The sequence below is a fragment of the Microbispora sp. CA-135349 genome (assembly GCF_050947365.1).
Taxonomy (GTDB): domain Bacteria; phylum Actinomycetota; class Actinomycetes; order Streptosporangiales; family Streptosporangiaceae; genus Microbispora.
Map to the genome: position 1 here is coordinate 5,330,241 of NZ_CP192001.1, position 12,631 is coordinate 5,342,871.

The 12,631-nt window shown below is 70.7% G+C and carries 11 protein-coding genes; 4 read left to right on the plus strand and 7 right to left on the minus strand.

Translation table 11 applies throughout. The features are described 5' to 3' along the window. Positions 1-67: 67 nt before the first annotated feature. Both ACQPZZ_RS24580 and uvrA read right to left on the minus strand, forming a co-directional pair. Positions 68-508 carry a Rieske (2Fe-2S) protein gene (locus ACQPZZ_RS24580; protein ID WP_432922497.1) on the minus strand — a complete coding sequence of 147 codons (441 nt, stop codon included), beginning with the start codon at positions 506-508 and terminating at the stop codon, positions 68-70. 160 nt (positions 509-668) lie between these two features. After that, positions 669-3,509: an excinuclease ABC subunit UvrA gene (gene uvrA / locus ACQPZZ_RS24585; protein ID WP_432922500.1), complete on the minus strand. Its 2,841-nt coding sequence runs from the start codon at positions 3,507-3,509 to the stop codon at positions 669-671. Between the two features lie 271 nt (positions 3,510-3,780). On the opposite strand from uvrA, the gene ACQPZZ_RS24590 reads away from it, so the two are divergent. The 4 genes from ACQPZZ_RS24590 to menC all read left to right on the plus strand — a co-directional run bounded on the left by ACQPZZ_RS24590 (position 3,781) and on the right by menC (position 8,019). Continuing rightward, positions 3,781-4,671, plus strand: a complete 891-nt coding sequence (locus ACQPZZ_RS24590; protein WP_432922503.1) for a maleylpyruvate isomerase family mycothiol-dependent enzyme — start codon at positions 3,781-3,783, stop codon at positions 4,669-4,671. Between the two features lie 36 nt (positions 4,672-4,707). Beyond that, the gene (locus ACQPZZ_RS24595) at positions 4,708-5,352 is read left to right on the plus strand and encodes an MBL fold metallo-hydrolase (RefSeq protein WP_432922506.1); all 645 of its coding nucleotides are present in this window, start codon (positions 4,708-4,710) and stop codon (positions 5,350-5,352) included. Positions 5,353-5,458: 106 nt separating this feature from the next. Then, positions 5,459-6,865, plus strand: a complete 1,407-nt coding sequence (locus ACQPZZ_RS24600; RefSeq protein ID WP_432922509.1) for a gluconate:H+ symporter — start codon at positions 5,459-5,461, stop codon at positions 6,863-6,865. 53 nt (positions 6,866-6,918) lie between these two features. Further along, on the plus strand, positions 6,919-8,019 hold the full coding sequence (gene menC, locus ACQPZZ_RS24605; protein WP_432922512.1) for an o-succinylbenzoate synthase: 1,101 nt from the start codon (positions 6,919-6,921) through the stop codon (positions 8,017-8,019). 161 nt (positions 8,020-8,180) lie between these two features. Here menC and ACQPZZ_RS24610 read toward each other — a convergent pair whose 3' ends face one another. The 5 genes from ACQPZZ_RS24610 to ACQPZZ_RS24630 all read right to left on the minus strand — a co-directional run bounded on the left by ACQPZZ_RS24610 (position 8,181) and on the right by ACQPZZ_RS24630 (position 12,605). After that, complete coding sequence (locus ACQPZZ_RS24610; RefSeq protein WP_030507339.1) at positions 8,181-8,477, minus strand: hypothetical protein; 297 nt, start codon at positions 8,475-8,477, stop codon at positions 8,181-8,183. 101 nt (positions 8,478-8,578) lie between these two features. Continuing rightward, positions 8,579-9,418, minus strand: a complete 840-nt coding sequence (pssA, locus tag ACQPZZ_RS24615; protein ID WP_432922515.1) for a CDP-diacylglycerol--serine O-phosphatidyltransferase — start codon at positions 9,416-9,418, stop codon at positions 8,579-8,581. After that, positions 9,405-10,064: a phosphatidylserine decarboxylase gene (locus tag ACQPZZ_RS24620; protein WP_432934518.1), complete on the minus strand. Its 660-nt coding sequence runs from the start codon at positions 10,062-10,064 to the stop codon at positions 9,405-9,407. The genes pssA and ACQPZZ_RS24620 overlap by 14 nt, the downstream gene beginning before the upstream one ends. A gap of 139 nt (positions 10,065-10,203) precedes the next feature. Then, positions 10,204-11,220 (minus strand): TerC family protein, encoded by a 1,017-nt coding sequence (locus ACQPZZ_RS24625; protein ID WP_432922518.1) that lies wholly within the window; start codon positions 11,218-11,220, stop codon positions 10,204-10,206. 272 nt (positions 11,221-11,492) lie between these two features. After that, complete coding sequence (locus tag ACQPZZ_RS24630; RefSeq protein ID WP_432922521.1) at positions 11,493-12,605, minus strand: glycosyltransferase family 4 protein; 1,113 nt, start codon at positions 12,603-12,605, stop codon at positions 11,493-11,495. Between the last annotated feature and the right edge of the window lie 26 nt (positions 12,606-12,631).

A 12,631-nucleotide genomic window follows, 5' to 3' on the forward strand; every position in this document is an offset into this window, starting at 1 on the left:
GCCGCCACCGCGCCTTCGCCACCCCCGGACGCCGGGTCCGCCGGGACGGCGGACCCGGCGGCCCCCGTCAGGCGAGGGTGATGCTGTCGCCGCTCACTGTGATCTTCTTCTCGGCGAGCGGCTTGGTCGCCGGGCCGTTCGTCACGGAGCCGTCCTTGGCGCTGAACTTGCTGCCGTGGCAGGGGCAGACGATCTCGTTGTTCGCGACTCTGGCGACCGGGCAGCCCTGGTGGGTGCAGGTCGCGCTGAACGCCTTGAACTCGCCGGCCGCCGGCTGGGTGACGACGACGTCCTGGTCCTTAAAGACCTTGCCGCCGCCCTCGGGGATGTCGGCGGTCTTCGCGATCTCACCCCCGGCCTGGGCCGCCTGACCACCCTCGGACGCACCGCTCTGGCCGGCCGACGCCGTCGTGTCGTCCCCGTCTGAGGCGCCGCACGCGCTCAGCGCCACGGCCAGCCCGGCGCCTCCGGCGCCGAAGATCACGGTCCGGCGTGTCGTATCCGTCATGCTCTTCCTTCCCTGATGGCGCCCGGGACCTCCACGGCCCCGGGTCCTTCCCCTTCGCGACGCGTCACCCTGTGTGTCCTCAGGCGCGGCCATCACCCCGTGGCCGGTTCGACGACGCGGTCGGAAGGAGAAGAGTAGGGAGAAATAATGAGACGAATACTCATACGCCCAAGATCTTGCGGAGGAAGGCCCCGGTGTGGCTCTCCTCGACCCTGGCGACCTCCTCGGGCGTGCCGGCGGCGACGACCCTGCCGCCCCCGGACCCGCCCTCGGGCCCCATGTCGACGATCCAGTCGGCGGTCTTGATCACGTCGAGGTTGTGCTCGATGACGATCACCGTGTTACCGGCGTCCACGAGCCGGTTGAGCACGCCGAGAAGCCGCCGGATGTCCTCGAAGTGCAGGCCGGTGGTGGGCTCGTCCAGCACGTACACGGTGCGGCCGGTCGAACGGCGCTGCAGCTCGGAGGCGAGCTTCACCCGCTGCGCCTCGCCGCCGGACAGCGTGGTCGCCGGCTGGCCAAGCCGCACGTACCCGAGACCGACGTCGTTGAGGGTCTTCAGGTGGCGGCGGATGGCGGGGATCGCCTCGAAGAACTCCAGCGCCTCCTCGATCGGCATGTCGAGGACCTCGGAGATCGTCTTGCCCTTGTAATGGACCTCCAGCGTCTCGCGGTTGTAGCGGGCGCCGTGACAGACCTCACAGGGGACGTAGACGTCCGGCAGGAAGTTCATCTCGATCTTGATGGTGCCGTCGCCGGCGCACGCTTCGCAGCGCCCGCCCTTGACGTTGAAGCTGAACCGGCCCTGCAGGTAACCGCGGACCTTCGCCTCGGTGGTGGCCGCGAACAGCTTGCGCACGTGGTCGAAGACGCCCGTGTACGTCGCCGGGTTGGACCTCGGCGTGCGGCCGATCGGCGACTGGTCGACGTGGACGACCTTGTCCACCAGGTCGGTGCCGACGACCCGGGAATGCCGGCCGGGCACGGTCTTCGCGCCGTTCAGCTCCTTGGCCAGCGCGGCGTACAGGATGTCGTTGACCAGCGTCGACTTGCCGGACCCCGAGACGCCGGTGACAGCGGTGAAGACGCCGAGCGGGAACTCGACGTCCACCCCCTTCAGGTTGTGCTCACGGGCGCCCTTCACCACGAGCTGCCGCTTCTTGTCCCGCGGGCGCCGGACCTCCGGCGCCGTGATCGCCTTGCGGCCCGACAGGTACGCCCCGGTCAGCGACTCCTCGCTGGCGAGCAGGTCCTGCACGGTGCCGGACACGACGACCTGGCCGCCGTGCTCGCCCGCGCCGGGGCCGATGTCGACCACCCAGTCGGCGGCGGCGATCGTGTCCTCGTCGTGCTCGACCACGATCAGCGTGTTGCCCATGTCGCGCAGCCGGATCAACGTCTCCAGCAGACGCTGGTTGTCGCGCTGGTGCAGGCCGATGGACGGCTCGTCCAGCACGTACAGCACGCCGACGAGACCGGAGCCGATCTGCGTGGCCAGCCTGATGCGCTGCGCCTCGCCGCCCGCGAGCGTGCCGGCGGCACGGTCGAGCGTGAGGTAGTCGAGGCCGACGTCGAGCAGGAAGCCCAGCCGGGCGTTGATCTCCTTGACCACCCGCTCGGCGATGTGCATGTCCCGCTCCGACAGCCGCAGGCCGGACAGGAACTTCGCGCAGTCGGCGATCGACATCCCCGAGACCTCGGCGATCGAGGCGTCACCGACGGTCACGGCCAGCGAGACCGGCTTGAGGCGGCGGCCCTTGCAGGCCGGGCAGGGCACCTCGCGCATGAAGCCCTCGAACCGCTCCCGGCTGGCGTCGCTCTCCGACTCGGCGTGCCGGCGCTGGACCCAGGGGATCACGCCCTCGAAGTCGGTGTAGTACGAGCGTTGCCTGCCGTACCGGTTGCTGTAGCGGATGTGGACCTGCTCGTCGTGGCCGTGCAGGATCGCCTTCTGCGCCTTCTTCGGCAGCCGCTCCCACGGGGTGTCGAGGTCGAAGCCGAGCGCGTTGCCCAGCGCCTCCAGCAGCCGCACGAAGTAGTCACTGGTGTGGCCGTTCGCCCACGGGCTGATCGCGCCGTCGCCGAGCGTGCGCTCGGGGTCGGGCACGAGGAGGTCGGGGTCGACCTCCATGCGGGTGCCGAGGCCGGTGCACTCGGGACAGGCGCCGAACGGCGAGTTGAACGAGAACGACCTGGGCTCCAGCTCCTCGAACGACAGGTCGTCGTAGGGGCAGTAGAGGTGCTCGGAGTAGAAGCGCTCACGGTTGGGGTCGTCGTCCGGAAGGTCGACGAAATCGAGCGTGATCGTGCCGCCGGACAGCTGCAGCGCGGTCTCCACCGAGTCGGTGAGCCTGCGCCGCGCGCTCTCCTTGACCGACAGGCGGTCAACGATCACCTCGATGTCGTGCTTCTCGTACTTCTTGAGCGTGGGCGGCTCCTCCAGCCGCACGATGGTGCCGTCGACCCGGGCCCGGGCGTAGCCCTTGGTCTGCAGCTCGCGGAACAGCTCGGCGTACTCACCCTTGCGGCCGCGGACGATCGGGGCGAGGACCTGGAACCGGGTGCCCTCCTCCAGTTCGAGCACACGGTCCACGATCTGCTGCGGCGTCTGGCGGGCGATCGGGCGGCCGCACTGCGGACAGTGCGGCTTGCCGATGCGCGCCCACAGCAGCCGCAGGTAGTCGTAGACCTCGGTGATCGTGCCGACGGTCGAACGGGGGTTGCGGCTGGTGGACTTCTGGTCGATGGAGACGGCCGGGGACAGGCCCTCGATGAAGTCGACGTCGGGCTTGTCCATCTGGCCCAGGAACTGCCGGGCGTACGCGGACAGGGACTCCACGTACCGTCGCTGTCCCTCGGCGAAGATCGTGTCGAAGGCCAGGCTGGACTTGCCGGAGCCCGAGAGCCCGGTGAAGACGATCAGAGCGTCTCGCGGGAGATCGAGCGAGACGTCCTTCAGGTTGTGTTCGCGTGCGCCACGCACGATCAGGCGGTCAGCCACGGTGGTCCCGATAGGTCGATGAGGTGAATGGAGGTGCACGGGCAGGCTATCCAGAGCCACCGACAATTTCGGGGGGCGTCGTCCGGCGGCCGGAGGGGGCGGCCCCGCGTGCTTCGTGGGACACGCTCCGTGAACCAGGGTATGAGCTTCGTCAAACCCGTGCCTGTCTTCCGCGCGAAACCCCTGCTCATACAACCGCCGGGAGCGCCGTCCTCTTCCCCCGCGCGCCCGTGGACGGCGGCGGGGGACTCCAGGGTCCATGATTCTTTCCATGTCCGTTATCGACGAGATCGAGCGAGAGCTGGCCGAGGCGACCGAACGCCTGCTGGCGACCGCCGCCCGCCTCACCGACGAGGATCTGCGCGCGCCGTCCCTGCTGCCCGGCTGGACGAGGGGACACGTGCTCGCGCACATCGCCCGCAACGCCGACAGCTGCGTCAACCTGCTGGAGTGGGCACGCACCGGGGTGCGCATCCCGCAGTACGCCTCGGCGCGGGCCCGCGAGGCCGGAATCGAGGCGGGCGCCGCCCGCCCGGCCGCCGAACAGCTCGCCGACCTGCGCGACAGTGCCGAGCGGTTCGCGGCGGCGGCCGGGCGGATGCCCGCCGAGGCGTGGACCGCGCCGGTCTCGGGGATGACCCCGCCCGAGCACCCCGCCTGGTACGTCCCGATCCGCCGTCTCAGGGAGGTCGAGGTGCACCACGCCGACCTCGGGGCAGGCTACGGATGGGCCGACTGGCCGGAAACGTACGTGAGACGAGAGCTGTACGACACGATGCTCTGGCTCGGCAGCGAGAGCCCGGTGAGCGAGGTCGTCGCCCGCGAGCCGGGCACCGGCGAGGTCGTGCGGATCTGGACGGGACTCGGCGAGGGCCCGGTCGTGGAGGGGACGCCGCGCGAGCTGCTCGCGTGGCTCGCCGGCAGGACCGACGGCGCGGGGCTGCGGCTCCTCGGCTCGCCGCAGGCGCGCCCCGCCCACGACGTCCCCGAGGCGCACCTCCGGCACGACCATCTCGGCGCGCGCCCCCGGCACGACCATCTCGGCGCGCGCCTCCGGCACGACGCGGCCGGGGGGCTGCCGACCCCGCCGGCCTGGCCGAAGCCGTCCCCGGCGGGGCTGCCCTCCGAGCCTCCGTCGTCCTGGCCGCCCACCGCCTACTAGAGCAGTCCGCCGTCCAGTAGCAGAAAGGAAACGATCATGACTTACACCGGAGACGTCACCAAGGGCGGGCCCGCCGACGTACGAGAGATCCCGGGGCTGACGATCTCGAAGATCGAGGTCGGCGACTTCGGCAACAACGCGTACCTGCTGCGGTGCGCCGAGACCGGCGACGGGCTGCTGGTCGACGCGGCGGCCGAGCCCGACCGGCTGCTCGAACTCATCGGCGACATGCCGATCAGCTCGATCGTGACCACTCACCGGCACCCCGACCACTGGGGGGCCCTGGAGGACGTCGCCCGGGCCACCGGCGCGCAGACCGTCGCCCACCCTCTCGACGCCCCCGAGCTGCCGGTGAAGGTGACCAGGGAGGTCGAGCACGGCGACCGGGTCACGGTCGGCGTGGTGACGCTGGACGTCATCCACCTGCGCGGCCACACGCCCGGTTCGATCGCGCTGCTCTACCAGGACCGCCACCTGTTCACCGGCGACTCCCTGTTCCCCGGCGGCGTCGGCAACACGCAGAAGGACCCGGCACGGTTCGAGCAGCTGTTCACGGACGTGGTCGAGCGGATCTTCGACCGCCTGCCGGACGAGACATGGGTCTACCCCGGCCACGGCAGGGACACCACCCTCGGCGCCGAGCGGCCGCACCTGCCCGAGTGGAAGGCCCGCGGCTGGTGACGCACACCCGGCCGGGCGGCCGGCCGGGCGCTTGATCCGGTCCGCGTGATTCAGGGGGCTCCTGCGGGGCAGCGGCTACCGCACGAACCGTCGGAGGAGCCCCCAGATGACCCCCCTCGTGACCCCCCTCGCGAGCGCGGCCGCGTGGAGCGGCCACGACACCCGCCTCATCGTGGCCGCCCTGGCCGGCATCGCGGTCATCGTGCTGCTGATCACGAAGCTGCGGGCCCACCCGTTCCTCGCCCTCGCGCTCGGCTCGGGGGTGCTCGGCCTGGTGGCCGGCATGGCCCCGGAGAAGCTGATCGACAGCTTCTCCGGCGGGCTCGGCTCGACCGTGGCCGGCGTCGGCGTGCTCATCGCCCTCGGGGCGATGCTGGGCAAGCTGCTGGCCGACTCGGGCGGCGCCGAGGAGATCGTCGACGGCATCCTGCGCCGCAGCGGCGACCGGGCGCTGCCGTGGGCGATGACGCTGATCGCGGTGCTCATCGGTCTGCCGATGTTCTTCGAGATCGGGCTGGTCCTGCTGATGCCCGTCATCCTGCTGGTGGCCCGGCGCAGCGGCCGCCCGCTGCTGCTGATCGCGGTCCCCGCCCTGGCGGGCCTGTCCGTCCTGCACGGCCTGGTGCCCCCGCATCCCGGGCCCTTGGTCGCGATCGACACGCTCAAGGCCGACCTCGGGCTCACGCTCGGGCTCGGCCTGCTGGTGGCGATCCCGACGGTGATCGTGTCCGGCCCGCTGTTCGCCAGGTTCGCCGCCCGATGGGTGCGGCCGGCGCCGCCCGAGCGGCTCGAACGCGAGCAGGTCCAGAAGCCCGGGGACACGGCGCCGGAGGACGCGGACCGCCCCCGGCCGGGCTTCGGCGTCACGGTGGCCACGATCCTGCTGCCGGTCGTGCTCATGCTGGGCCGGGCCGTCGCGGAGATCGCCCTGCCGGAGGACCACGCGGTGCGCACCGTGTTCGACGTCCTCGGCACTCCCCTCGTCGCCCTGCTGATCGGGGTGATCGTGGCGATGTTCACGCTGGGCCGCGCCGCGGGCTTCGACCGGGCCCGGATCTCCTCGGCGATCGCCGACTCGCTGCCGCCGATCGCCGGGATCCTGCTCATCGTCGGCGCTGGCGGAGGATTCAAGCAGACCCTGGTCGACTCGGGTGTCGGCAAGGTCATCGGCGAGGCCGCGCAGGGCGCGAACGTGCCCGTGCTCGTGCTCGGCTGGCTGATCGCCGTCGGGATCCGGCTGGCCACCGGTTCCGCCACGGTCGCCACGATCTCCGCCGCCGGGATCGCCGCGCCGCTGGCCGCCGGCCAGTCCCCCGCGCACGTCGCCCTGCTCGTGCTCGCCATCGGCGCCGGGTCGCTGTTCTTCTCCCACGTGAACGACGCCGGGTTCTGGCTGGTCAAGGAGTATCTCGGGATGTCGGTCGGCGAAACGATCAGAAGCTGGTCGATCATGGAGACGGTCATCTCCGTGGTGTCGTTCTGCTGCGTGCTCCTGCTCGGACTGGTGGTCTGAACGTCCGTATAGTGAACGGCGCACACCGTCCCTTCCCTGGAGCCGGGCACCTCATGGAGATCACTGGAATCGAACTGCGCCGGATCGCGATGCCGCTCGTCGCGCCGTTCCGGACGTCGTTCGGCACCGAGACCGCACGCGACGTCCTGCTGGTGCGGGTGGTGACGCCGGAGGCCGAGGGCTGGGGCGAGTGCGTCGCCATGTCCGAGCCGTTGTACTCCTCCGAGTACGTGGACGCGGCGGCCGACGTGCTGCGGCGTTTCCTGATTCCCGCGCTCCCCCGCAGGCTGGATCCCCAGGCCGTCGGCCCCGCCCTCGCGCCGTTCAAGGGCCACCGGATGGCCAAGGCGGCGCTGGAGGCCGCGGTGCTCGACGCGTCGCTCCGGATCACCGGCGAGTCCTTCGCCCGATACCTCGGCGCCACCCGCGACCGCGTCCCCTGCGGTGTCTCGGTCGGGATCTCGGGCTCGGTGGACGAACTGCTCGACACCGTCGGCGCGTACGTCGCGGAGGGATACGTACGGGTCAAGCTGAAGATCGGACCGGGGTGGGACGTGACGCCGGTCCGCGCGGTCCGTGAGCGGTTCGGGGAGGACCTGCTGCTCCAGGTGGACGCCAACGCGGCGTACACGCTCGCGGACGCCCGGCACCTGGCCAGGCTCGACGACTTCGATCTCCTGCTGATCGAGCAGCCGCTGGCCGACGACGACCTCGTGCAGCACGCCCGGCTCGCCCGGTCGATCCGCACGCCGATCTGCCTCGACGAGTCCGTCGAATCGGCAGCCCACGCGGCGGCGGCGATCAGCCTCGGCGCCTGCTCGGTGATCAACATCAAGCCGGGGCGGGTGGGCGGTTACCTGGAGGCCCGGCGCATCCACGACCTGTGCCGCGCCCACGGCGTCGCGGTGTGGTGCGGCGGCATGCTGGAGACCGGCATCGGCCGGGCGGCCAACCTCGCGCTGGCCGCGCTGCCCGGCTTCACGCTCCCGGGCGACACCTCCGCCTCCCGGCGCTACTTCCACACCGACGTGACCCCGCCGTTCGAGCTGGACGGCGGGCACCTCGACGTGCCGGACGGCCCGGGGCTGGGCGTGGATCCCCTCCCGGACGTCCTGGACAAGGTCACCACGGCGACGGAGTGGATCCGCCTCTGACGGGGAGCGGACCGGCCGGGCGCCGCCGAGGGCCCGGTCAGGCGTCGCCCAGAGCAGGGCGCGACCCGTCAGGCGTCGCCAAGGGCAGGGCGCGACCTGTCAGGCGTCGCCCAGAGCAGGGTGCGACCCGTCAGGCGTCGCCCAGAGCAGGGTGCGACCCGTCAGGCGTCGCCCAGAGCAGGGTGCGGCCGGGGCTCGCCGGTGGTGAAGACCTTGACGATGCGGTCGGCCGCGAGAGCGGGCTCCTCCGCGCTCTCCACCACGTCGCCCCAGGACCAGCGGTAGAACCAGCCGTCCGACATCGCGACGCAGTCCACGGTCTCGGTGAACAGCGCCGCGTCCGGGTCCCGGACCTTCAGCGACGGCGGGTCGGGGCGCAGGGACGCCTCCAGCCCCCGCAGCTCGAGCTCACGAGCCAGCTTGCCGAGGAAGTACGTCCGGGTGTGCTCACGAGGCATGGCGACCAGGGCTCCATTGGACTAGGCGTTATCTCCACGTGATTGGCCCGGGCCCAAGGTGGCGGGCCCCAGCCGACCGGGGCCCTGTCCATGCGACGACGTCAGCCCGCGTTCTCCGAGCGTCGTTCCCTGCGCTGCTGCTGTTTGAACATGAGAACGCGAAGTGGAATGGCGGACACGATCGCGATCTGCATCGTGGCGCCCACCTTGATCAGCTGGTCGCCGCCGGCGAGACCGGCGGCCCAGATCGTCAGGCACGCCACGTTGATCAGCATCCAGCCCAGCACGACGGCGGCCAGGTTGCCCTTCGGCTTGGGATACTCGATGCGGCTGACCATGAGCCAGGCCACCGCGAAGATGGCGGCCATGGTGATGTAGTTCGGCTGGAAGAGCAGCACGATCGACACCACGGTCATCGCGCCCATCGGGATCGGCAGGCCCATGAAGTCGCCGCTCTTGGTCTTCACGCAGGCGAAGCGGGCCAGCCGTACGACGCCGGCGAGCAGGACGGACCCGGCCGCGCACAGCACCAGCCACAGGGGGACCTTGCCGGAGAATCCGGCCCAGATCATCACCATGAAGGCGGGCGCGAAGCCGAAGCTGATCACATCGGCGAGGTTGTCCAGCTCCGCGCCCATGGCGGACGCGCGGAACTTCCTCGCCACCAGGCCGTCGAACAGGTCGCAGGTCGCCCCGATGAGCAGCAGCACGACGGCGGTTCCGAAGAAGCGCGGATCGGGGACGAACTTGACGTCGTTCTGCAGGTTGCTGATCGCCGACCAGGCGAGCACGCAGACGGCGAGAAAGCCGCTGAGGGCGTTTCCGAGGGACAGAGAGTCGGCGGCCGACAGGCGGAAGGCCTTGCCGACGGGCCCGCGTGGCTCCTCGGGCGCGTCCTCCACCGGCCAGGCGGCTTCGGCCCCGAGATCAGACGTGGTCAAGGCGCGTCACCCCCGCGACGGTCCGGGTGCCGACGGTGACCGCCGGCACGATGCCCTCGGGCAGGTAGACGTCCACCCGGGAGCCGAAACGAATCAGCCCGACCCGCTCGCCCTGGACGACCTTCGCGCCCGCGAACAGGTACGGCACGATGCGGCGCGCGACGGCGCCGGCGATCTGCACCATCTCGATGTCCCCGAGCGCGGTGTCGAAATGCCAGACGACACGCTCGTTTTTGTCGCTGTCCTTGTTGAACGCGGGCACGAAGCCGCCGGGCACGTGCTCGACCGCGGTGACCGTACCGGCCGCGGGAGCCCGGTTGACGTGGACGTTCAGCGGGCTCATGAAGATCGCGACCCGGGTGCGGCCGTCCGGCCACGGGTCGATGCTCTGTACGACGCCGTCGGCGGGCGAAATGAGCCTGCCCTCGCCCGGCACGCGCTCGGGATCGCGGAAGAACCACAGCATCCCGCCGGTGAGGGCGGCGAGCGGCGCCGCGGCCAGCGCCCAACGGGGCGACCGGCGGGTGAGGACGGCGGTGACGGCCGCCGCCGCGGCGGTCGGAGCCAGCCACGGGGACACCCCGCGTGCGAGCCTGACTCTGCCCCGGGCACTTCCCGCGAGCCCGGATTCGGGGCCGCGGGGCAACGATTCGTTGGACACAGATGACCTTTGTACTCTTCTGGCGACTATGGACCGGCATGCGAGCTAACGATCGATATTACCGATCCGGCAGTCAATGTGTGGCACAACGAGAACAAGCAAACAGGGTGAGTGCCCGTTTTCGCTAGCCCTGCGGGGCTTCCGCCTGAGACGCCTCCGTCTGGGAGGCTTCCGCCGAAGGAGTAACAATCTTGTCGTCGCGGCGAGCCTTGATGAGACTGGCTACGGTGGTCACGGCCATGGTCACGCCGATGACCGCCAGGGACACCCAGATGGGGATCTGAGGAGCCCAGGAGACCTTGTTCTCGTGGAGTGCTTCGAGAATCAGCTTAACCCCGATGAATCCGAGGATGAACGCCAATCCGTAGCTGATGTAGACCAGCCGCTGCAGCAGACCGCCGAGCAGGAAGTAGAGCTGACGCAGTCCCATCAGGGCGAACGCGTTCGCGGAGAACACGATGAAGGCCGCCTTCGTGAGGCCGAAGATGGCCGGAATCGAATCGAGGGCGAACAGCAGATCCGTGGTGCCGATGGCGATCATCACGATCAGCATGGGCGTCACCATGCGCTTGCCGTCCACCCGCACGGTCACCCGTGAGCCGACGTAGTCGGGAGTGGTCGGGAAGACCCTCCGTGCCCAGCGCAGGAGGATGTTCTCGTTGAACTCCTCGTCATCCTTGTTATGGTCCCGGATCAGCGTGTACGCCGTGTAGATGAGGAAGACCCCGAACGCGTACAGCAGCCAGCCGAAGCGGCTCAGCGCGGCGGCTCCGACGGCGATGAAGATCCCGCGCATGACGAGCGCCAGGACGATGCCGACCAGCAGGACCTTGTGCTGGTAGATCCTGGGCACCCCGAAACGGGTCATGATGATGTAGAAGACGAACAGGTTGTCGACGCTGAGGCTGTATTCCGTCAGATAGCCCGCGAAGAACTCACCACCTGTGCCGGCACCGGCCCACACCGTTAACCCGACGCCGAACAGCACGGCCAGGCAGACGTAGAAACCCACCCAGATACCGGCCTGCCGCATCGAGAACTCGCGTGGTTCGCCACGATCGACGATCCACAGGTCGATGGCGATCACGACAAGGAGACCCACGATGACCAGGGCCCACAACCACAGCGGTGCATGTACCACGACTACCTCCGGCGCGCGCTGAACACACTGCCGGAGGTCTCTCCCGCCCGTACACGGCGGACCGACGGCCCCGGGTGCTGACACCGTGATGACGGAACCGCCGCGAAGGGATACTCCCCCCCAACCCATCCAGTATATGGATCAGACTTAGCCTCGCCTAATCCTTGCCGGAACGGCCGCGTTCGCCGGCGGAGACACGCGGCCGCTAGCCGCGCCGACGGTCTTGTGTCACCGGCGCGAGAGGGTGGTCGCACCGTCCCGCCACCCCGTCGCTACGACGCGAGCCCGTACGCCGCGAGCACCGCCCGCAGGGCCGCGTCCTCGTCGGGGAGCTCGCGGCCACGCCGTTCGGACGCCTGCGCCAGGCGGGAGGCCAGAGCGGGATCGCCGAGCAGGCGGCCGATCTCCCGGCTCAACGCGCCCGGGTCCTGCGGCGGCACCAGCAGGGCCGCCTCACCCACCATCGCGGGAATGCCGCCCACCCGGGTCGCGATGACGGGCCTGCCCGCCCGCAGCGCCTCCTGGACGCTCAGCGGCTGCCCTTCCCACCTGCTGGGCACGATCACCGCCGTCGCGACCTGCAGCAGGTCGGCGGGCTCCGCCCAGCCGTACAGGACCACGGGCAGTTCCTCGGCGTCGACCCGGGCCTGAAGCTCCTCGCGCAACGGTCCGTCGCCCGCGATCACGAAGACCGGGTCCCCCTTGTACGGCCCGGCCGCCGCGTCGAGCAGCGTCTCCAGGCCCTTCTGCTGGGCCAGCCGGGCGACCGTGAGCAGGATCGGCCGTTCCTCCGCCTCCTGCTGCGTCCGCGCCGCGCCGGACAGCCGGGCGTGAATTCCGGCCCGCACGTCCTCGGCCGGGCGGGCGGGTTCGGCGAGCGGCGGCGCCGGCACCACCGCGAGGTCCACTCCCCGGGCGCCCCTGGCCCGCATGCGTTCCGCGACGTCCGGCGAGATCGCCAGAACGCGGTCCGCACGCCGGGCGACGATCCGCTCCAGCACCCGGTAGACCACGCCGATGGCGCCGCCCGCCGTGACCGCGTTGTGCAGGGTGACCACGAGGCGCGGCCACCCCCGCGCCCCGGTGAGGGCGAGCGCGGCCAGGGCGCCGGCTCTCAGGCCGTGGGCGTGGACGACGTCCGCGCCGCGGGCGAGCCCGCGCAGGCGCAGAGCGGTCCGCAGGTCGTGCACGGGGTGAGGCCGGTCGGCGATCTCGACCTCGGCGAAGTCCGCGCCCGTGCCGGTGAACCCGAAGGTCTCCTCGGTGCTGCCCGGACCCGCGACCAGCACGCGATGCCCCCGCGTGACCAGCCCGCCCGCGAGCATCCGCACGTGCCGGGCCACCCCTCCCACGCTCGACCCCAGCACCAGCACGACCCGACTCATGCCACCTCCTCGCCTCCGGCTCGGAG